Raw genomic sequence first — 20,877 nt, 5'->3', positions numbered from 1 at the left:
CATTGCCCGAACGCGCCGAATGGCCACATTCGGCCGGCGGCCGACGCTGCGGCCGGGCGGGAATCGATCGATGTATCCGGATACCGAGCTTCACATCGCCGGACGCTGGCGCGCGGGCGCCGGACAAGACACGCTGCCGGTCCTGAACCCCGCCACCGGCGAGACGATCGGCCAATGCGCGGTGGCCGGTACGGCGGATCTCGACGAGGCCCTGGCGGCGGCGGCGCGTGCCTTCCCGGCCTGGCGGAAGGTGGCGCCGTTCGAGCGCGCGAAGGTGATGCGCAAGGCGGCCGACCTGATGCGCGAACGCGCCGACGCCATCGCCCGGATCATGACCCAGGAGCAGGGCAAGCCGCTGGCCGAGGCCCGGATCGAGACGCTCGCGGCCGCCGACATCATCGACTGGTTCGCCGAGGAGGGGAAGCGCGCCTATGGCCGCGTCATCCCGGGCCGCGCCGACGGCGTGCTCCAGGCCGTGATCCGCGAGCCGGTCGGCCCGGTCGCCTGCTTCACGCCGTGGAACTTCCCGATCAATCAGGCGGTCCGCAAGATCTCGGCAGCCCTCTGCACCGGCTGTACGGTGATCCTGAAGGGCCCCGAGGATACGCCGGCGAGCTGCGCCGCCCTGGTGCGCGCCTTCCTGGATGCCGGGATCCCGGGCGACGCGCTCTCGCTAGTGTACGGCGATCCGGCGACGATCTCGTCCTACCTGATCGCGCACCCGGTGATCCGGAAGATCTCGTTCACCGGCTCGACAGTGGTGGGCAAGAAGCTCGCGGCGCTCGCGGGCGAGCACATGAAGCGGGCCACCATGGAACTCGGCGGCCACGCCCCGGCGATCGTGTTCGGTGACGCCGATGTCGAGAAGGCGGTCTCGATCCTGGCCCCCTCCAAGTTCCGGAACGCCGGACAGGTCTGCGTCTCGCCGACCCGCTTCCTCGTGCACGATTCGGTGTTCGACCGGTTCGTGGAGGGGTTTTCGAGTTTCGCCAGAAACCTCAAAGTCGGCGACGGGCTCGACCCCGACACCAAGATGGGTCCGCTGATCCACGGCCGGCGCCTGGAAGCGGTCGAGGCGCTGACGGCGGATGCCGAATCGGGCGGTGCGACGCTCCGCGCCGGCGGGAAGCGGATCGGCAACCGGGGCAACTTCTTCGAGCCCACGGTCCTCACCGAGGTTCCGCTCACCACCCGGATCATGAACGAGGAGCCCTTCGGCCCGCTCGCGATCATCAACCGGTTCTCCGAGGACGAGGAAGCCCTGACCGAGGCGAACCGCCTGCCCTATGGGCTCGCGGCCTATGCCTACACCCGCTCGGCCGAGCGGGCGGCCCGGGTGTCGAACGCGGTCGAGAGCGGCATGATCTCGATCAACCACCACGGCCTCGCCCTGCCCGAGACGCCGTTCGGCGGCGTCAAGGATTCCGGCTACGGCAGCGAGGGCGGCCCGGAGGCGCTCGACGCCTACTTGGTCACCAAGTTCGTCACGCAGGCCAATTTCTGATCGGCCGTCAGTAATGCGGAGGCGGCGGTTCGGGCACCCCCGGGGCGGCCCGAACCGCCGCCTCCTCCACCTGCTCGCGCAGGCCCTCGACCTGCCGGGACAGCCGGTCGATCAGCCGCCACTGCTCGGTGACGATGCGGTTGAGATCCTCGACCGTTGCCTCCTGCTCGGTGAGACGCATCTCCAGGCGGTCCATCCGGCTCGGCTCGTCCATCTCTGATCTCCCTCAGCTCGGCGTCGGGCCGGCCGCGCGCGCGGATCGTCGTTCCATAGCGACGCCATCGCGCCCGGCCGTTCGCGCAGCGACCTTTAATCGATAGCGCGCTGTTGGCGGCAGCCCCCTGCGGGCGGCCGAAGGATCGACCGTGAGCGCGTGCCTGTCTTGGGAATGCGCTCGCGCCGGACCGATCTCCAGGCGATCCAGAGCTCAATGCTTACAATAAACAATATCTATCGCTTAAAACATTAAATATTTACGTTCTACGACTCTCAATATTGTCGCTATCAGGGCCAAGGCGCCCTTTCAAGCAAGTTCATGTCGGACAGATACGGGCGCAAGGGCCCGCCGAAATTTAAACTCCCCCAACTCATGCGGCGGTTTTACAACTCTCGGAAGGTTCAGATGCGATATGAAGAATTAAGACCACCCCCGTTATCTGTTTTTAAACCATCCTGTGGCGGATCGTTGAGCCTAACGGGAGATTGATTTTGGGGGCGTCGATGGCATTGTTTGGTTCACGTTCTGATATCCCCCTGTCGGCCCTCGACCGGACCATGGGGCGGATCGAGTTCGATCTGGCGGGCCACATCCTGGACGCCAACGCGATCTTTCTCGATCTCGTCGGCTACACCCTCGCGGAGGTGCGGGGGCGCCATCACAGCCTGTTCGTGCCGGAATCCGAGCGCGAGACTCCGGACTACGCCACGTTCTGGGACCGGCTGCGGGCCGGTCAGCCCCAGGTCCGCGAGTTCGCCCGCCTGACCAAGGACGGACGGATCGTATGGGTAAAGGGCTCCTACAACCCGATCCTCGACCGCAGCGGCAAGGCGACCAAGGTCGTGAAGATCGCCACGGACGTGACCGAGGAGCGGGCGCGCAACGCCCTGTATGCGGGTCAGATCGCGGCCATCAACCGCTCGCAGGCGATGATCTGCTTCACCCTCGACGGCACCATTACGGACGCCAACGCGAATTTCCTCTCGACCATGGGCTACACCCTCGACGAGATCCGCGGCCACCATCACCGGATGTTCATGTCGCCCGCCGATGCGGCGAGCCCGGACTACGCGGCGTTCTGGGCGGCCCTGACGGCGGGTCAGTATCAGGCCGGTGAGTTTCAGCGGATCGGCAAGGGCGGGCGGGTCGTCTGGATCTTCGGCGCCTACAACCCGATCCTCGATGCGGCGGGCAAGCCCTGCGCGGTCGTCAAGTTCGCCACGGACGTGACCCGGCAGGTCGAGGACCGGCAGCGCCGGGCCGCGGGCCAGCGCGCCATCGACGGGGATATCGCGGCGATCCGGGACTCGATGAGCCGGGTCGTCCGGCAGGCCGACGAGACCGCGGAAGCGTCGAACCAGACGGCCCGCAACGTCCAGGCGGTCGCGGCCGGCTCGGAGGAGTTCGCCGCCTCCATCGAGGAGCTGAGCCGCCACGCCCTCGGGGCGAAAGCCTCGGTCGATCAGGTCGTCACCCGCGCCGAGGAGGCCGGGGCGATCGTGGTCGGGTTGACGGGCGCCGCCGACCGGATCGGCGCCGCCGTGAACCTGATCCGCTCCATCGCCGACCAGACGAACCTCCTGGCGCTCAACGCGACGATCGAGGCGGCGCGTGCGGGGGCGGCCGGCAAGGGGTTCGCGGTCGTGGCTGCCGAGGTGAAAGCCCTGGCCGAGCAGACCGCCCGGGCGACCGGCGAGATCGGCAGCCAGATCGCCGCCGTCCAGATGGAGACCGCCAAGGCCGTCTCCGCCATCGACGGGATCGGGTCGACCATCGAGCAGCTGAGCGCGATCACGCTCAGCGTCTCGTCGGCCGTGACCGAGCAGGCGGCGGTGACCCGTGACCTGACGGAGAACATGCAATCGGCCGCCCACAGCGTCGATACGGCCCGCGCGGCGATGGCGGACATCGCGGCCTCGGCGACCCAGATCGATGAATCGGTGCGCAAGGTCTCGGAGGCGGCGCGCGCCCTGGCCTGACCGGACGAAGCCGCCGCGTGAGCCTCATGCGGCTCGCGCGGCGACGGCCACCCGGTCGCGACCGCCGTTCTTGGCAGCATAGAGCGCGGCGTCCGCCCGCCGCATCAACGCGTCCAACCCGAGCCCCCTATGCGCCTGGGCGATCCCGATGCTGACGCTGACGCGCAGTTCCGGAAGCTCGGGCACGCGCAGACGCGCGAAGGCTTTGCGCACGTCCTCGGCTCGGGCCAGGGCTTCCGCGGCCGAAATCCTCGGCAGGAAACAGACGAACTCCTCTCCGCCCATCCGCCCCAGCAGCGCGTCGTGCGGCAGCAGGGACGTCGCCATGGTGCAGAATCCCACCAGCACCGCGTCGCCGACCGCGTGCCCATGCACGTCGTTGACGGCCTTGAACCGATCGAGGTCGAAGAGCAGCAAGGCCCCATCGTCACGGCTGCCGAGCGCGGCGACGGCGGCCGTGACGAAGGCGCGGCGGTTGCGCACCCCCGTGAGCGCGTCGGTGGAGGCGGCGATGCGCTGCTCCCGCTCGGCACGCTCCTTCACGAGCGCCATGAAGGTGAAAGCCGCGGCGATCGAGAACAGGATGGTCGCGAAGCACAGGATCGCCACCCAGGGCGAGGCCAGCGGGTTCCGGTCGACCTGCGGCGGCGCCAGCAACGTCGCGGGAATGCGCACGGCGTAGAAGGCGCCGTGCAGCCCGAGCACGGCGGCGGCCGTGAACCGCGATGCCAGCCGCTCCGCACGGCCGCGCCAGATCTCGATGGTGGCAGCGCCGCAATAAAGCGTCGCCACCCCGGAGGCGTACACGATGCGCAGCGTCAGCGACTCGTAGAAGGCCGGAATGAAGCACAGGGCGCACCAGATGAGCGCCCCCGCCATCGCCAGCCCGACCCGTGGATGACGGCGCTCGAACGAGCGGACGCCACTCCAGATCAGCCCATAGGCGCAGAGGATGACCGCGTTGGACAGACCGACCGAGACCGGATCGGGGATCTGGCCCCGCAGCGCGAGCCCGGTTGTGCCGGCTGCGCCGACGAGATGGGCGACCCCCCAGTAGGCCAGGGTGCGCTCCTCGGGCGCCTGCCGCCACGATGTGAGGAAGAGCGCCCCGGCCAGCAGAGTGACGGTCGAATTGACGACGAGCAGCGTGGCGGGATCAAGCTGCACGGCCGACCATCCCCCTATCCGAAGACGCCGCCGCGCACCCGTCCGTCGTCGTCATTGAATACGTTCGTTGGCGAATCAGCCTAGACCGCTACCAGTAGAGCCTAAACCGCCATATAGCCACATCTCGTTGCGACAATCCTGCGTATTCGGAAACGACAGAGTCGAGTGTGCTGGCCGAGACGCGGATATCCGCGCCTCGTTCACGATTCGTCACGCATGTTCAATCGGCGTGAATCACCGGGACTGCCGGAGCCCCTTCCCATTCCGTGTTGCCGGGGATCGACTCGCCCTTCATCACGATGGTGAGCGGGCGCAGGCGCGCGAAGTCGCCGACCTTCGTGTCGTACAGCACCGTCGAGAAGGCACCGACCGAGACGCCGCGGCCGACGACCACCCGGCCGATCTTCATGATCCGGTCCTCGTAGAGGTGGGTCTGGAGCGCCGAGACGCGGTTGATCGTGGCGAAGTCGCCGATCGTCACGCAGTCGAACTCGGTGATGTCGGTGGTGAGCATGCACACGCCCCGGCCGACCTTCACGCCGAACAGGCGCAGCACCCAGGGCAGGAACGGCGTGCCTTGCAGGTGCTCCAGCAGCACCTTGCCGGCGAGCCCCCAATAGGCGACCGCGATGGCCTCGGTGCGCATCGCCCACCACGACCACATCGGCTGCATGCCGGGCTTGTAGACACCCATCAGCAGCCACTTCATCGCGATGACCGCCGAGGACTGGATCAGCGCGATGGCGACGCTGGCCGTGACGAAGCTGATCGCCAGCCCCCACCAATCCTTCTCCAGGATCGCCGGGTAGAAGTACCAGTCGATCACCGTGATCGCGAGGGTGATGTAGAGCATCGGCGAGAACGAGGTCGCGAAGGCCTCGAACACGCCGCGGCGGACCTTCGCCCACAGCCCCGGCTCGTAGGTCTGAGCGTTCGATCCCAGATCGACCTTCTGGCGGGCGGGCAGCCGGATCGGCGGCGAGCCGAACCACGTCTCGCCGGGGCTCATGGCCTCGTTCGCGGGCGGCTTGGACTTGATGCCGATCAGCACGTCGTCGGGGATGACGGCGCCCGGCGGCACCACCGCGTCGTTGCCGACGAAGACCCGCGCGCCGGTCTGCGTGGGCTCCAGATGCATCCAGCCGCGCCGGATCTCTTCCTCGCCATACACCACCTCGTCGGCGACGAAGTTCTTCGCCCCGATATCGGCGAGGTCGTAGCGCCCGCCGAGATTGGTCGAGATCTCGGCGCCGTGGCCCATATTGGCGCCCATCAGCCGGTACCACGCCCGCATGTAGACGGTGGCGAACAGCGACGAGAGCGTCTCCAGCGTCACCTCGACGGCGAGCGCCAGCGACCATTTCCGCAGATAGAACAGCGAGTGGACCGAGTAGGTGCCGGAGCGCGTGCGGGGCAGAACGACCCAGCGGATGCCGGCTATCAGCAGCACCGTGCCGGCGGTCATCAGCATGGCGGTGGGCCAGGTGAGGATCGGCAGGTACCAGTGATAGTCGACGTCCGTGATGTCGGAGAGCGAATCCGAGATCTGGTCGAAGATGAAGAAGGCCGGGAAGATCGGCAGCAGGCCGACCGCGGGAATCACGCCGAGCAGAAGGACGTAAGCGGCCAGGAAGGCGGCCCGCCGCGACCACGGGGCATCCGAGGGCGCGGGCAGCGCGGCCGGATCCGCCATCCCGACCTTGCGGCCGGGCGAGCCGTCCCAACGTTCCGCGGCCCCGACCCGTGATCCGGCCGGGATCGTGGTGAGATCGCCGATCTCGGCCTGCGGGCCGATCACCGTATCGTGGCTGATCACGCAGGAGGTGCCGACCGCCGCATCCGCGCCGATCTCGACGGTCCCGATGACCAGCTCGTTGCCGGTGATCTCGGCATTGGCGATCACGAGGCGGCCGCCGAGCGACGCGCCGTCGCCGATGGTCAGAAGGTCGGGGGCGCCGATCTCGATGTCGGAGATCAGGGTGTCGCGGCCGATCCTGGCGCCCATCAGGCGCAGGTAGATCGCGATGGCCGGCGAGCCCTGGAGCCACTTCACGTGGACGAGGGGGGCGAGCCGCTGCGCCAGCCACCAGCGGTAATAGTAGGCGCCCCAGAGCGGATAGCGGCCGGGCTTGGTCCGGCCCAGGATCAGCCACTTGCCGGCCAAAGCCACGACGGCGGTCACGCCGTTGATCGCCACATAGACGAGGAGCAGCACCCCGAGCTCGGCGAAGAAGCTCAGGCCCCCGCCGGTGAGCAGCAGGTAGGTCACGAACATGCCGAGCCACTGGGTGGTGGCGAGCGCGATCACGAAGGGCAGAGCCACGAGCTGGGCGAGGCCACAGAGCGCCCGGCGCAGCAGCGGCGGCGGCGCGAAGCTGAGGTCGCGGGTCGCGGCCGCAGCGCCCATACCGCCGGTTCGGGCGATCAGCGCGTCGGCCATCGCCCGCATCGTGCGGAGCGCGTAGACGTCCGGCAGGGTGATGCCGGCGAGCGGCGGATTCTCGCGCACCGCCGAGACGAAGCGAGCGGCTAAGAGCGAGTGGCCGCCGAGATCGGAGAAGAAGTCGCCTTCGAGCGGGATCGGCTGGTTGCCGAAGATCTGCTTGGCGGCGGCGACGAGGGCGGCCTCGGTCTCGTTGGCCGGGGGCTCCTGCTCGCCGTCGGCCGAAACCACGGTGAGCGGGGCGATCTTGAGGGCCTTGCGGTCGACCTTGCCGGAGGTGAGGCGCGGCAGCGTCTCGGCCACCTCGAAATGGCCCGGCACCATGTAGGGCGGCATCTGCCCGGCCAGCGTCTTGCGCAGGGCGGCGGTGTCGATCGTGCGGCCACGCTCCGGGATCAGGAAGGCGACCAAGCGATCGACGCCGTCATCCTGGCGCAGCACCACCGCGGCCTGATTGATGTCGGGCACGCTGCGGATCCGCGCCTCGATCTCGCCGAGTTCCACGCGAAAACCGCGGATCTTCACCTGATCGTCGATGCGGCCGTGGAACACGATCCGACCGGCGGCATCGAGGGAGACCGCATCGCCCGAGCGGTAGAGCACCGGGTCGGTCCCGTCCGACGCGAAGGGGTTGGCGATGAACTTTTCCGCCGTCAGCTCGGGGCGGGCGAGGTAGCCCCGGGCCACGCCCGGGCCGCCGATCAGCAATTCCCCCTGCTGGTCGCGACCGAGCAGGGTGAGATCCTCGCCCGCCACGTACACCGAATAATTCGGGATCGGACCGCCGATCGTGACGGGCTCGCCGGGCCGCATCTCGGCGGCGGTGGCGACCACGGTCGCCTCGGTCGGCCCGTAGGTGTTGAACAGCTGGCGCGTACCCGTGGCCCAGCGCGCCACCAGCGGCTCCGGCAGGGCCTCGCCGCCGAGCAGCACCAGGCGCACGGTCGGCAGGTCGCCGGAGATCATCGCCAGCAGGGTCGGCACGGTGTCGAGCACCGTGATCCGCTCGGCCTCCAGGATGCCGGGCAGGGATTCCACGTCGCCCATCATGGCCGGGCTCGCGACGAACAGCGTCGCGCCGACGAGATACGGGACCCAGATCTCCTCCATGGACAGGTCGAAGGCGACCGAGGCGCCCTGGAACACCACGTCGTCGGCGCGCATCCCGTAGAGCGCGTTCCCCGAGCGCAGGAAGTGGCAGATGTTGGCGTGGCTGATGACGATGCCCTTCGGCACGCCGGTCGAGCCCGAGGTGTAGATCAGGTAGGCGGGGTGATCGGGCGTCAGGCCCAGCGCGCGGGCATCCGGTACCGGGGCCCCGGCCGGGGTCGCGGCATCGAGATCGGCCGGGGTCAGGGCCGGTGCGGCGTCGGGCGCCGAAGGCTTGAGCGCCGGTGAGACGAGGAGCGCCCGGGCGGCGGCGTCGGTCAGGCACACGCCGACCCGGTCGGCCGGCGCCTCCGCGTCGAAGGGCAGCCACGCGGCGCCCGACAGGGTGATGCCGATCTGCGCCACGAGGAGTTCAGGCCCCCGGGCCATCCAGAGGCCGACCACGTCCCCGGGCCCGATGCCGCGATGGCTAAGCCCGGCGGCGATCCGTTGGGCGCGGGCAGCGACTTCGGCATAGGTCAGGTGCGGATGGACGCCGCCCGCCTGCACGGTCGCGCCATCGATCAGGCAGGGATGATCGGGCCGGGACCGGGCCGAATCCAAAAAAATCTCGGCCAGCACCTCGTCGCGGATCAGGTCGGGGCGGTGCGGGCCCCGCAGGATGGCCGCCCCGGCATCGTGACGTCCGCTGCCCCCGGCAGCCAGTCCGGGCCGGGTCTTCTCGGCGACGTCACTCATCCGCTGCTCCGCTGGCCGCCCGCGCAGGCCGGCGCCTCTCGTGGCAGCCGCCCTATAGCCCACCGATCATGCCGTTATCGAGGCGGCTTTGCACTGCGCTCGCGCACCTGATCAACCCCAGCGCCAGCCGGCGGGCTCCAGAATCAGCACCTCGCCCTGGCGGATCCCGATCCGCGGGGCGGCGTAGATGTCGAGATGGCCGAGCGCCACCAGCGCCGCCCGCGCGACGCCGCCATGGGCGACGATGACCGTATCGCGCTCCAAACCGGAGAGCAGCGGGCCGACGCGCTCGACCAGGGCGGCGTAGCTCTCGCCCCCGATCCCGGGCGGGCGATGGTGCCAGCGGTCCCGGTCTCGGCCTGCGGCGCCGGCCGGATCGCGGCGGCGGATCTCCGCCCAGGTCGATCCCTCCCAGCTTCCGAAACCGATCTCCCGCAGGCGCGGGTCGGTCCGATAGCCCTCCGGCGGCAGGCCGAGATTCGTCCGCAAGATCTCCATGGTGCGCCGGGTCCGCTTGAGCGGGCTCGCCACGAAATCCGCATCCACCAGCCTCTCGCCCGCCGCCACGGCGAGGCGCTCCGCAACGGCGGCGGCCTGGAGTTCGCCCTGCGCATTCAGATCGGTGTCGCGGCCGCCCTGGAGGCGGCCCTCGGCATTCCAGTCGGTCTGGCCGTGGCGGATGAAGTAGATGCTGACCAACCGTCTCAATCCCGTCCTGCACCGGCGCTCGGAACGGCTCGGAGCGCCATCCGTTCTCGCCGACGGCCGGCAACACCCGGAAACAGGTCCTGCCCCATGTCGAAGAAGCACGGCAAGCATCATCGCGGCCAGAAACCCGCCGATGGCGTGACAGAGACCGCCGACCTGCACGGATCGAGCCGGCCATCGACCGCCCGGTGGGCCGGCGGCGTGGCGGAGGCCGTGCGGGAAGGACCGGGGGGCCATCCTCAGGTGCCCGTCCGCGCAGCCCCGGGCATCATCACGGTTGCGCCCGGCACCCGGTTCCACCTCAGCGCCGTGGATACGGGCGCCGATGGCGGCCTCGACAAGGACTGGGCCAAGGACGCGCTGGCCAAGGAGAGGGAGCGCATCATCGCCCTTCAGGAACGCCTCTACGCGGAGCGGGCGCGCAGCCTGCTACTGGTCTTCCAGGCGATCGATACGGGCGGCAAGGACGGGACGATCCGGTCCGTCCTCAAGGGCGTGAACCCGCAGGGCTGCACCGTCACCTCGTTCAAGGTGCCGTCGAGCGACGAACTCGATCACGACTTCCTCTGGCGCTACCATGCCAGGGCGCCGGGACGCGGCCTGATCGGCGTGTTCAACCGCAGCCACTACGAGGATGTGCTGGTCGTGCGCGTGAAGGGCCTCGTGTGGGACGCGGTCTGGCAGAGCCGCTACGGCCGGATCAACGACTTCGAGCGCCTGCTCACCGAATCGGGCACGACGATCGTCAAGTTCTTCCTGCATATCTCCAAGGCCGAGCAGAAGAAGCGCCTGGAGGCCCGGATCGCCGATCCGGAGAAGCACTGGAAATTCGATCCGGCCGATCTGGTCGAGCGGAAATCCTGGGATGCCTACCAGCAGGCCTTCGCGGACGCCCTCACCCGCTGCTCGACGCCCTATGCGCCCTGGCTGGTGGTGCCGGCCGATCACAAGTGGTTCCGCAACTACGTGATCGCGCGGACCGTGGCGGATACGCTGGAGGCGATGGACCCGCGATTCCCTGACGCCCCGAAGGGCATTGCGGAGTTGACGGTTCCCGACTGAGATCCTGGAGCCGCGTCATGCTGGTCGTTCGGGAGGTGGCGGTCTCGGGCTACCGGACGCTGCGGCGGATCGGGTTCCCGGTCGATAACCTGTCGGTCTTCGTCGGCGGCAACGGGACCGGCAAGACCAACCTCTACCGCGCCCTCGAACTGTTGCAGGCGGCGGCCCGCGGTACCCTGACCCGCGACCTCGCCGCGGAGGGCGGCATGGACTCCGCCTTCTGGGCTGGGCGTCGTCGGCAGGGCGATCCCGCCCGGATCCGCCTGTCGGCGACGCTGCGCCAAGAGACCACCGGGCAGGACTTCACCTACGCGGTGGAGATCGGCCTCGTTCCGCAGGCCGGCGCGGAGATCTACGGCGCGGCCTTCCGCCAGGAGCCGCAGGTCAAGGCCGAGCGCCTGACGGTCCGGACGGGCGGCCGCACGGCCGTGATCCTCGACCGCGACGGCCGCACCGGCTTCGTCCGCAACGCCGAGGGGCGCAAGCAATCCCTTGGGTCGGACCTGCTCGCCACTGAGACGGCTCTCGGTAGCCTGCTCGACGCGAACGGCCAGCCGGAGATCGCTCTGACGCGCCAGGCCATGACGGCGTGGCGCTTCCACCACGGCTTCCGCACCGACGCGGAGTCGCCGCTTCGACGCCCCTGCCTGGCCGTGACGACGCCGACGCTGGCCTCCGACGGTTCGGATCTCGCGGCGGTCTTCGCCACCCTCGCGCACATCCGACAGGACACGGCCGACCTCGACGCGGCCGTGGACGGCACCTTCCCCGGGGCACGGCTCGTCGTGCCGGAGCCGGGGCGGGAGGCGAGCTTCGGCCTGATAGTCCCGGACTTCGCCGGCCGGGTCTTTTCCGCCTCGGAACTGTCGGACGGGACCCTGCGCTACCTCGCCCTCGCCGGCGCCCTCCTCGGCTACCGCCTCCCGCCGTTCATCGCGCTGAACGAGCCGGAGACCAGCCTGCATCCGGACCTCATGGACCCGCTGGCCCGGCTGATTGCCCGGGCGGCGGAGCGCACGCAGGTCTGGCTGGTGACGCATTCCGAGCGTCTGGCCACGGGGATCGCAAAACACGGGCGCGCGCAGCCGCGCACAGTCATCAAGCGCGATGGTGAGACGTGGATCGCGGGGTTGAAGCTGTCGGGTGACTTCGCCGAGGTGGAAGACGAGTGAGGCGGTCGCGGTCTGCTGCGGACGCCCTCCCCCGCAGACGGGTTACGCGCTACACAGGCTTGGCGCGCGGCTGATGACGGAGCGCGACAGGCCCCCTCTCCCGCCCGGGAGAGGGGACCCGCGCCCTTCCAAGTTGACGGATTAGCTCACCGAGACCGCAAACTTGTGTCGCCCGCAGAGGGGAGAGGGGGACGCGCCGCCCCTCAATCCTTGTCGAGCGTCAGGTCCGGCGCCTCGGGGTTCTTCATGCCGACGACGTGGTAGCCCGCATCCACGTGCAGGATCTCGCCGGTCATGCCGGCCGCCATGTCGGAGACGAGATAGGCCGCCGTCTCCCCGACCTCGCCGATCGTCACCGTCCGGCGCAGGGGCGCGTTGTACTCGTTCCACTTCAGGATGTAGCGGAAATCGCCGATCCCCGAGGCGGCCAGCGTCTTGATCGGCCCGGCCGAGATCGCGTTGACGCGGATGTTCTTCGGCCCGAGATCGGCCGCGAGGTAGCGCACCGACGCTTCGAGCGCCGCCTTGGCGACGCCCATCACGTTGTAGTGCGGCATCCACTTCTCGGCGCCGTAATAGGTCAGCGTCACCAGCGAGCCGCCCGGGCGCATGATCTTCTCCGCGCGCTGCGCCACCGCCGTGAACGAGTAGCACGAGACCAGGAGCGACTTGGTGAAGTTCTCCTCCGAAGTCTCGATGTAGCGGCCGGTCAGCTCGTCCTTGTCGGAGAAGGCGATGCAATGGACCACGAAGTCGATGCCGTCGGGAAAGACCCGGGCCGCCTCCGCGAACACGGCGTCGATCGTCGCAGCCTCGGTCACGTCGCAATGGCCGATGACGTGGGCGTCGAGTTCCTTGGCGAGCGGCTCGACGCGCTTGCGCAGGGCGTCGCCCTGATAGGTGAAGGCGAGCTCCGCACCGTGGGCGCGGGCGCTGCGGGCGATGCCCCAGGCGATCGAGCGGTTGTTGGCGACCCCCAGGACGATGCCCCGCTTGCCCGCCAGAAGGCCCTGCCCGTGTTCCGCCATGATCGATCCCGAAGCCTCGCGGCCCCTCTCGGAGCCGGGGGGCCTCCTTAGCGGAGGCGGCCCGGCGACGGAAGTCCGGCCCGCCCCTCGCGCCTCAAGCGGCCTTCGCGCCGCGCCGCGCCCGGGCGAACTCCATCAGCGCCGCATCCTCGCCCTCGGGCAGGACGATGGCGGTGGTGGCGAACAGATCGCCGGCATTCCCGTCCTTCCGCGGCAGGCCCTTGCCGCGCAGGCGGAAGGTCCGGCCCGAGCTCGTCATCGACGGAATCTTCATCTCGACGGCGCCCGTGAGCGTCGGCACGCGAATCGTGCCGCCGAGCACGGCATCCTCCAGGGGCACGTCGACGGTGGTGCGCAGATCGGAGCCGTCGACCGTGAAGCGGGGATGCGGCCGGATCCGGATGGTCAGCAGCGCGTCACCCGGCTCGCCGCGCGGGCCGGCGCTCTGGCCGAGGCCGCGCAGCCGGATGGTCTGCCCGTCGACCACGCCGCGGGGGATGACCACGTCCACCTCGCGGCCCGTGGGCAGGTAGAGGCGTAGCTTCTCCTCGCTGGCGACCTGCTCCAGCGTCACGGCGAGCTCGGCGGCGACGTCCTCGCCCTTGGGCGTGCCGCGCTGGCCGCCGGGGCCGGCGCCGCCCGCGCGAAAAGCCTCGCCGAAGATGTGCGAGAAGATGTCCTCGCCCATCCCGCCGCCCATGCCGCCACCCATGCCGCCCTGCCGGCCGCGGGCCATGCCCTCGAAGTCGAAATTGCCGCCGCGCCCGCCGCCGAAGCCGCCCCCGAATCCCTCGAATCCGGTCGCGCGCGGCTTGCCTTCGGCGTCGATCTCGCCGCGGTCGAACTGCTTGCGCTTCTCGGCGTCGCCCAGGATCTCGTAGGCCGCGTTCGCCTCGGCGAACCGGTCCTTGGCCTTCACGTCGTTCTTGTTGCGGTCGGGGTGGAAATCCTTGGCGAGCTTGCGATAGGCCTTCTTGATGTCGGCCTCGCTCGCCCCCTTGGCCACGCCCAGCACGTCGTAGGGATTGCGCATGGAACTCTATGGCTATGCGGAGTGGAAATTCCACCCGAATGTGGGAAGGCTGTTGCATAGCTGCAACGGTCCTGATCGCGAAAGTCTGCGGGTTCGCGTGGGACGTCAAGCGGTGCCCCTCGCCCAGACGGTACGCGGTGCATAACTTCGGCGTCAGACCGGGTCGGGCTCCCGAACCAGCCACCCCGGAAGCCGAATCGCGAGGATCCGGGACCCGATGCAGCACTACACCTGTGACCACGTCCATCTGCGCAGCCGCGACGCCGTGGCGGCCGCGACCTTCTACGTCCAAACCTTCGGCGCGCGGGAGGTGAAGCGCGTCGGTGACGGGGCGGTCCAGCGGGTCGTCCTCGACCTCGGCGGCCTCACGGTGTTCATCGAGCAGGCCCCGGCCGGGACCGCGCCGGCCGGACCGACACCGTGCCTTGGCATTGAGCATATCGGCCTGCGCGTCGCCGACATCGAAGCGGCGATGGCGGATCTCGAAGCCCGGGGCGTCCCCGTGCGGACCGGCATCACGGAGCGGGGGCCGGGCCTGCGCATCGCCTTCGTGGAGGGGCCAGACGGGGCGCTGATCGAAATCCTGGAGCGTGGATCCGTCTGATGCGTTCCTGGGTGGCATACGGCCGGTCGTTTGCAGGGGCGCTGCTCGCCTGTCTGGCCCTGGCCCATGGAGCCGCGGCGCGCCCGTTCACCGACGCCGCCGGCCGGACCGTCGAATTGCCGGATCGCATCGAGCGGGTGCTGGCCGCCGGGCCCCCGGCCGCAGTGCTGCTCTACACACTGGCGCCCGACCGGATGGCGGGCTGGGTCAGCGCGCCCCGGCCCGAGGCGCTGCCGTTCCTCGACCCGCGCACCCGGACGCTCCCGGCCTATGGCCGCCTGACCGGGCGGGGCGGCACCGCCAATGTCGAGGCCGTGCTCGCCGCCAAGCCCGACCTGATCGTCGATTCGGGCAGCCTCGGCCCGACCTACGCGTCCCTCGCCGACCGGGTGCAGGCCCAGACCGGTATCCCCTACATCCTGCTCGACGGCAGCTTCGCCCGGATGCCCGAGACCTATCGGCAGCTCGGGGCGGCCCTCGGCCGGCAGGCGGAGGCCGACGCCCTCGCGGCCTCCGCGGAGGCGCTGATGGGCACGGTGGCGAAGGCGGTCGGACCCATCCCGGAGGCTCGGCGGCCCGGCGTCTACTATGCCCGTGGTCCACGCGGGCTGGAGACGGGGTTTGCCGGCTCGATCAACACCGAAGTGCTGGAGGCGGCCGGCGGCCGGAACGTGGCGCAGGCCGGCGACGGGCGCCTCGGCGCCGTCTCGCCGGAGCAGATCCTCGCCTGGAACCCGGACGTGATCGTCACCCTCGATCCGGCCTTCGCGGCCGCCGTGCGGACGGAACCGCTCTGGCGGGACGTGCGGGCGGTGCAGACGGGCCGGATCTACCTGGCGCCGCAGCTTCCGTTCCCTTGGTTCGACGCGCCGCCGGGGGTCAACCGGCTGATCGGCCTGCGCTGGCTGGCGGGGCTGCTCTACCCGGAACGGTTCCCGCAACCGATGTCGGAGGGCGTGCGAGATTTCTACCACCGCTTCTATCACGTCGATCTCGACGCGGCGCAGGCGGCCGCGCTGCTCGCTCCGCCGGACGCCCGGCATTGAGCCGGGAGCCAGCAATTGCCGGAGCGGCACGCACGGACCAACGCGCCGGGATCCCGGGGGCGCTGCTCGCCGCGGCGGCACTCCTGATGCTGGCCGTGCTCGCGCTCGCGGTCGGGAAATATCCCGTCACCCTCGCGGATCTGGCGCATGTCCTCGGCCATCGGCTGCTCGGCCTGCCCGCCCGTGCGCCGGCTGCGGTCGAGACGGTTGTGATGCAGGTGCGCCTGCCCCGGGTCGTGGCCGCCCTGGTGGTCGGCGCAGCCCTCTCGGCGGCGGGAGCGACCTATCAGGGCCTGTTCCGCAACCCGCTGGTCTCCCCCGACATCCTCGGCGTCTCCGCAGGCGCCGGGCTCGGCGCCGTACTGGGGATCTATCTCGGCCTGCCGGTGGCACCGATACAGACGCTGGCCTTTCTGGGCGGCCTCGGCGCGGTGGCGGCCGTGTACGGGGTCGGGCTGGCGGTGCGGCGTCACGATCCGGTCCTGACCCTTGTCCTCGCCGGTGTGGCGGTGGGCGCGGTGCTGGGGGCCGGCATCTCGCTCCTGAAGGTCCTGGCCGATCCCTACAACCAGCTGCCCGCCATCACGTTCTGGCTGCTCGGCAGCCTGTCCTCGGTCACCCTGGGGGATGTCGGCGCGGTGCTGCCGATGATGCTGCTGGGCCTCGCACCCCTGGTCCTGCTGCGCTGGCGGATGAACCTGATGAGCCTCGGTGACGAGGAGGCCCGGGCACTCGGCGTCGAGACGCGGATCCTGCGCCCCGTGCTGATCGCCGGCGCGACCTTGGTCACGGCAGCCGCGGTCTCGATGACCGGCGTGATCGGCTGGATCGGGCTGATCGTGCCGCATATCGCGCGCCTGCTCGTGGGTCCGGATTACCGCCGGCTGCTTCCGGCCTCCCTGATGCTCGGCGCCGGCTATCTCCTGATCGTCGATCTGATCGCGCGGAATGCCGGGACGATCGAGGTACCGCTGGGCATCCTCACGGCGCTGGTCGGCGCCCCGTTCTTCCTGTGGCTGCTGGCAGCCGGACGCGGCCGGATCGGCTGATGCTGCTGCGCGTCGCGGATCTCGCCTTCGGGTACGGCGACCGGATCGTCGGTTCGGGCGTCTCGTTCGATCTGGCAGCTGGCGAGGTCCTGTGCCTGCTCGGGCCGAATGGCGGCGGCAAGACGACGCTGCTCAAGACCCTGCTCGGCCTGCTCCCCGCCCGGGCCGGGCTGGTCCAGCTCGACGGTTCCCACCTGTCCCGGCTGTCCCGGACCGCCATCGCCCGGACGATGGCCGCCGTGCCGCAGGCGCACGCGGCCTTCTTCCCGTTCACGGTTCGCGACATGGTGGTGATGGGGCGGGCGAGTCGGCTCGGCCCGTTTGCGGCCCCCGGCCCGTCCGACATCGCGGCGGCCGAGCGGGCGCTCGCCACCCTCGGGATCGGCCATCTGGCCGGCGCCGTCTACACCGAGATCAGCGGCGGAGAGCGGCAGCTGGCCCTGATCGCCCGGGCACTCAGCGGGGAACCGCGGCTGCTCGTCATGGACGAGCCCACCGCAAGCCTCGATTTCGGCAATCAGGCCCGGGTCCTGGGGCAGATCCGCCGCCTGGCGCAGGGCGGTATCGCGGTCCTGTTCTCCACCCACGATCCCGGCCACGCCCTGTTGTGCGCCGACCGGGTGATTGCTCTCCACGCAGGTCGGCTGGCCGCCGATGGGCCATCCGCCGAGACGGTCACGCCCCCGCTCCTGCGTCTGATCTACGGGATCGACGTCGTGATGGCGCCGGTGCCCGGGATTGCCGCCCCGGTCTGCGCGCCGGTCATCCGTTGAGCCGCGTCAGGCCGCGCGTGCTAACCGGCTCTCGTTCGAGACACCGGTTCCCGATCCCGGCGTTCCGGGGCGTACACCGGCTCGAGTACGGCCTCGCAATGCAGCCGTACGCGGGCGTGGCACTCGCAGGCGGCGGCTGACACGGCGGGGCGGTCGAGGATGGTGATGCGCCCGCGCGCGACACGGATCAGACCCTGATCCTGCAGCAGCCGCAGGATACGGGTCAGATAGGTGCGCTGGACGCCCAGCATCGCGGCGAGCAGTTCATGGGTGATCGGGAGCGTGTCGCCACCGATCCGGTCCTGAAGCGTCAGAAACCAGCGGAGGCAGCGCTGCTCGATCGGGTGCAGCGCGTTGCAGGCGGCCGTCTGAAGCAGCTGCGCCACGAAGCAATCGGTGTAGCGCGTGAGGAGATCGCGCAGCGAGGCGGATTGGCTTGCGGCCTCCTCCAGGCGCTCCGCCTCCAGGCGCAGCATCGGACCGCCGATCTGCACCATCCCCTTGACGAAAGCCGGCACGCGCCCCTGCGCCACGATTCCGCCGGCGACGCCATCGTGGCCGATCGTGGCGGTTTCGGCAATCCGTCCATCCCGGGTGGTCACGACCAGTGCCAGAACGGCGTTGTGGCAGGGGAAGGTGACGTGCGCGACCTGCTCGCCGGCTTCGAAGACGGTTTGCCCCCGGGCGTAGGTGACCGCCTCCAGATGCGACGCGATCAACGCCCGATCCAGATCCGAGAGCGCGTCGAGAAGCAGATTGCCCGTCGGGCCGGCGCTGTCGATTGGCATCGGACTGGGACAGATGCAGGAAAAGAAGCTCCCGAAAGGAACCTCTCAGGGCGCCCGGGCTGAGCCGGACACCCACGCATACCCCTCGCCGCCCGATACGGAACTAACCTAGGTTTGGTATCATATCGCGAAACTACTTGTCGGTGCAAAGTCCCTGTTCCGACAGGCGCTTGTGCTCGCGCGGGTCGCAATCCGTCGTCAGGAACGAAGCCCAGTCGGAGGGCGTGCCGTAGAAGGCGTTGCGGTCCACGTCGCCCTGCACGCCCGGGACACGGCCGGTGGAGGTGAACTGCCACAACATCCACTTACGGTTGACGAAACGCTGTTCCGGCTCTGCCGCGGTGGAGCGCAGCCAGTGCGGGTAGTCGAGCAGCTCACCCTCCAGCACATCCTTGTGGAAGGTGATGTCGGTGTAGATGATCGGGCGCTTGCCGGTGTAGCGCTCCATCTCCTCCAGCATCTCGGTGACCATCGCCAGGGCCTGGGCCTTGGGCAGCTTCTTCGGGCAGGTCTGCGAATGGCCGTTCCACTCGACGTCGAGCACCGGCGGGAGGGCGGTGGGATCGTTCGGGACGTTCTTCTTGAACCAGTCCATCTGCTCCTTGGCGGAGCGGCACCAGAACACGAAGTGATAGGCGCCCCGCGGAACACCGGCCCGGGCCGCGCCGTCCCAGTTGGTCCGGAAGCGCTCATCGACGTGGTCGCCGCCCTCGGTGGCCTTGATGAAGGCGAACTGCGTGCCGGCCGCCCGGACCGAGGCCCAGTCGACGTTGCCCTGCCACTTCGAGATGTCAATGCCCTGGATCGGGTGGAGCTTGGCCTTGGCCACGCCGGGATGGGGCTTGGCATCCCCCTTGGTGGGGTAGAAATTGTTATTCGAGGCGCAGGCCGCCAAGCCGGCGAGGATCATCGCCGCGGCGACCCGGCCGACGAGCCGGCGGGCGGCCTTCATACGGTCGCCCACGCCTTGAGACAGGCCGCAGGAGTGAATGCGCGAGAGCTGGTTGATCCGCGACATCAGTGTTTAGCCCGCCACCGAAGAAGCGCCACAGACAGGCGTATTCGATGGCCCCGGCGCGGTTAATGGACCTTTGCGATCATTGCGGCGGAATTCCGGGATGCGTTGCGCCGTCGCGACATACGCAGGGGATCCAACGGTGTTGCACAGGCTGCCGTCCGGCTAAGTGCCGGTCCAACAACGCGAGTTCGGTCACACCACCGTGAGCAAGCAAATCTTCACCATAGGGTACGAAGGCCTGGATTCGGAGCAGCTCGGCGGCATCCTGCGCGATGCCGGCGTCAGCGTGCTGGCGGATGTCCGGGCGGTCGCCAATTCGCGCAAGCGCGGCTTCTCCAAAGGCGCGCTCGGCGCGTCGTTGCGGGAGGCGGGGCTCGGCTACACCCACCTGCGCAGCCTCGGCACCCCGAAATCCGGACGGCAGGCGGCCCGCGCGGGGGATGCGGCGCTGCTGCGCCGGATCTACTGCGACGAGGTGCTCGACACGGCCGACGGGCAGACGGCCCTCGACGAACTGGCCGCGATGGCCGAAGCCGCACCGCTCTGCCTGCTCTGTTTCGAGCGTGATCCGGCCGTCTGCCATCGCCGCATCCTGGCGGAGCGTCTGGCCGAGCGGGGCTTTACCGTGCGGGATCTCTGAACGGGTGTTTCCGGGGCAGTGGGAAGCGCCCCCGATCGGACCGCGCGCCCGCCCTCCCCTTTGCGTGGGAGGGAGATGCGGCGTCGCCGGTGCGTGCGTTCAGATCGAAAGGCGCGATCCGGTCGAGGATTCGTGCAGAGGCTGCATGCGTGCGCCGAGCGCGTCGGCGAGTCTTCGAAACGGGCGCAGGGCGGCGCCGAGGCGCGACGGCGGGGGGATGCGCCGCGTCCGCCGATCCGGCTCGGCCACCGGCTCGACCGGCATGTACAGCGCGTCGAAGAACGGGATCTCCAGGATCGTCGCGCCTGCTGCGTCGGTGATCACCATGGTGGCTGCGAACAGGCGCGGATCGCCGCCGTGCTGGCGCATCAGACCCTGCACGATGACGCGCGCGGCCGCCCGGGCGGCGTCGGCGTCGGCGACCCATTGCGCGGCGGAAGCCGGGAGCGCGGCTTCGCCGAGGCGGATGGTGAAGTGGGCGTGGATCATGGAGGCTCCTCGGAAGGGCCGATCTGCGGTGTCAGGCGGCCTGCGCACCCTCGCCGGCCTCGGCTGCCGGTTTCGGATCGAAGGCATCGGCCAGGAGTTCGAGGCGCCGGGCCATGTCGCGCACCTCGTTCAACGCGATCGACTTCTGGCCCTCTTTGACCGCACGGGTGATGTCGCTGATCTGCGTCGTGGCGATCCGCTTCAGTTCCTCGGCGAGTTGCTGGCAGGTCATCATCGCATCCGGCTCGGCTGGTCGATCTGAGCGAGGACCGTGGCGCGCCGGCACTTACCAAGGCGTTTCCCCGGGCC

At 69.7% G+C, this 20,877-nt stretch carries 19 protein-coding genes; 9 read left to right on the top strand and 10 right to left on the bottom strand.

What is annotated here, in order from left to right; translation table 11 throughout:
* Positions 1 to 70 precede the first annotated feature (70 nt).
* Positions 71 to 1,504, top strand: coding sequence for an NAD-dependent succinate-semialdehyde dehydrogenase (locus tag FVE89_RS27185; protein WP_161393262.1), 1,434 nt, complete (start codon positions 71 to 73; stop codon positions 1,502 to 1,504).
* 7 nt (positions 1,505 to 1,511) lie between these two features.
* On the opposite strand, the gene FVE89_RS27180 is transcribed toward FVE89_RS27185, so the two are convergent.
* On the bottom strand, positions 1,512 to 1,718 hold the full coding sequence (locus FVE89_RS27180; protein ID WP_161393261.1) for a SlyX family protein: 207 nt from the start codon (positions 1,716 to 1,718) through the stop codon (positions 1,512 to 1,514).
* 506 nt (positions 1,719 to 2,224) lie between these two features.
* Between FVE89_RS27180 and FVE89_RS27175 the strand changes: the two genes are divergently transcribed.
* A complete protein-coding gene (locus FVE89_RS27175) occupies positions 2,225 to 3,700 on the top strand; it encodes a PAS domain-containing methyl-accepting chemotaxis protein (protein WP_161393260.1) in 1,476 nt (491 codons plus the stop codon).
* A 24-nt stretch (positions 3,701 to 3,724) separates the two neighbouring features.
* Here the strand turns inward: FVE89_RS27175 and FVE89_RS27170 are convergent, their stop codons facing one another.
* The 3 genes from FVE89_RS27170 to FVE89_RS27160 form a co-directional block, all read right to left on the bottom strand.
* A complete protein-coding gene (locus tag FVE89_RS27170; protein ID WP_161393259.1) occupies positions 3,725 to 4,867 on the bottom strand; it encodes a GGDEF domain-containing protein in 1,143 nt (380 codons plus the stop codon).
* 220 nt (positions 4,868 to 5,087) lie between these two features.
* Complete coding sequence (locus tag FVE89_RS27165) at positions 5,088 to 9,158, bottom strand: Pls/PosA family non-ribosomal peptide synthetase (protein WP_202131104.1); 4,071 nt, start codon at positions 9,156 to 9,158, stop codon at positions 5,088 to 5,090.
* A gap of 111 nt (positions 9,159 to 9,269) precedes the next feature.
* Positions 9,270 to 9,857 (bottom strand): histidine phosphatase family protein, encoded by a 588-nt coding sequence (locus FVE89_RS27160; protein WP_161393258.1) that lies wholly within the window; start codon positions 9,855 to 9,857, stop codon positions 9,270 to 9,272.
* A gap of 96 nt (positions 9,858 to 9,953) precedes the next feature.
* Between FVE89_RS27160 and FVE89_RS27155 the strand changes: the two genes are divergently transcribed.
* Both FVE89_RS27155 and FVE89_RS27150 read left to right on the top strand, forming a co-directional pair.
* Positions 9,954 to 10,928: a polyphosphate kinase 2 family protein gene (locus FVE89_RS27155; RefSeq protein WP_161393257.1), complete on the top strand. Its 975-nt coding sequence runs from the start codon at positions 9,954 to 9,956 to the stop codon at positions 10,926 to 10,928.
* A 17-nt stretch (positions 10,929 to 10,945) separates the two neighbouring features.
* Entirely contained in the window at positions 10,946 to 12,100 is a 1,155-nt protein-coding gene (locus tag FVE89_RS27150; protein WP_161393256.1) for an AAA family ATPase, read from the top strand.
* 203 nt (positions 12,101 to 12,303) lie between these two features.
* Here FVE89_RS27150 and fabI read toward each other — a convergent pair whose 3' ends face one another.
* Complete coding sequence (gene fabI / locus FVE89_RS27145; protein WP_161393255.1) at positions 12,304 to 13,128, bottom strand: enoyl-ACP reductase FabI; 825 nt, start codon at positions 13,126 to 13,128, stop codon at positions 12,304 to 12,306.
* Positions 13,129 to 13,222: 94 nt separating this feature from the next.
* The gene (locus FVE89_RS27140; RefSeq protein ID WP_161393254.1) at positions 13,223 to 14,161 is read right to left on the bottom strand and encodes a DnaJ C-terminal domain-containing protein; all 939 of its coding nucleotides are present in this window, start codon (positions 14,159 to 14,161) and stop codon (positions 13,223 to 13,225) included.
* Positions 14,162 to 14,378: 217 nt separating this feature from the next.
* Here FVE89_RS27140 and FVE89_RS27135 point away from each other — a divergent pair, with 217 nt between their 5' ends.
* From FVE89_RS27135 to FVE89_RS27120, 4 genes are read left to right on the top strand one after another with little or no spacing between them, the layout of a single operon-like run.
* The gene (locus tag FVE89_RS27135) at positions 14,379 to 14,765 is read left to right on the top strand and encodes a VOC family protein (protein ID WP_161393253.1); all 387 of its coding nucleotides are present in this window, start codon (positions 14,379 to 14,381) and stop codon (positions 14,763 to 14,765) included.
* Positions 14,765 to 15,811: an iron ABC transporter substrate-binding protein gene (locus tag FVE89_RS27130; RefSeq protein WP_161393252.1), complete on the top strand. Its 1,047-nt coding sequence runs from the start codon at positions 14,765 to 14,767 to the stop codon at positions 15,809 to 15,811. Before FVE89_RS27135 ends, FVE89_RS27130 begins: the two co-directional genes overlap by 1 nt.
* 50 nt (positions 15,812 to 15,861) lie before the next feature.
* Positions 15,862 to 16,860 (top strand): iron ABC transporter permease, encoded by a 999-nt coding sequence (locus FVE89_RS27125; protein WP_342390082.1) that lies wholly within the window; start codon positions 15,862 to 15,864, stop codon positions 16,858 to 16,860.
* Entirely contained in the window at positions 16,860 to 17,633 is a 774-nt protein-coding gene (locus FVE89_RS27120; protein ID WP_161393251.1) for an ABC transporter ATP-binding protein, read from the top strand. The genes FVE89_RS27125 and FVE89_RS27120 overlap by 1 nt, the downstream gene beginning before the upstream one ends.
* Positions 17,634 to 17,653: 20 nt before the next feature.
* Here FVE89_RS27120 and FVE89_RS27115 read toward each other — a convergent pair whose 3' ends face one another.
* Together FVE89_RS27115 and FVE89_RS27110 are read right to left on the bottom strand one after the other, a co-directional pair.
* The gene (locus FVE89_RS27115; RefSeq protein WP_161393250.1) at positions 17,654 to 18,421 is read right to left on the bottom strand and encodes a Crp/Fnr family transcriptional regulator; all 768 of its coding nucleotides are present in this window, start codon (positions 18,419 to 18,421) and stop codon (positions 17,654 to 17,656) included.
* 133 nt (positions 18,422 to 18,554) lie between these two features.
* A complete protein-coding gene (locus FVE89_RS27110; RefSeq protein WP_161393383.1) occupies positions 18,555 to 19,373 on the bottom strand; it encodes a GH25 family lysozyme in 819 nt (272 codons plus the stop codon).
* Between the two features lie 268 nt (positions 19,374 to 19,641).
* On the opposite strand from FVE89_RS27110, the gene FVE89_RS27105 reads away from it, so the two are divergent.
* The gene (locus FVE89_RS27105; protein WP_161393249.1) at positions 19,642 to 20,079 is read left to right on the top strand and encodes a DUF488 domain-containing protein; all 438 of its coding nucleotides are present in this window, start codon (positions 19,642 to 19,644) and stop codon (positions 20,077 to 20,079) included.
* 99 nt (positions 20,080 to 20,178) lie between these two features.
* On the opposite strand, the gene FVE89_RS27100 is transcribed toward FVE89_RS27105, so the two are convergent.
* A complete protein-coding gene (locus tag FVE89_RS27100; RefSeq protein ID WP_161393248.1) occupies positions 20,179 to 20,568 on the bottom strand; it encodes a catalase in 390 nt (129 codons plus the stop codon).
* A 31-nt stretch (positions 20,569 to 20,599) separates the two neighbouring features.
* Positions 20,600 to 20,800, bottom strand: coding sequence for a hypothetical protein (locus tag FVE89_RS27095; protein WP_246731211.1), 201 nt, complete (start codon positions 20,798 to 20,800; stop codon positions 20,600 to 20,602).
* Positions 20,801 to 20,877: the final 77 nt, after the last annotated feature.

This window comes from Methylobacterium sp. 2A (genome assembly GCF_009806555.1).
Lineage (GTDB): Bacteria > Pseudomonadota > Alphaproteobacteria > Rhizobiales > Beijerinckiaceae > Methylobacterium.
This window is presented reverse-complemented; position numbering and strand designations above follow the sequence as displayed.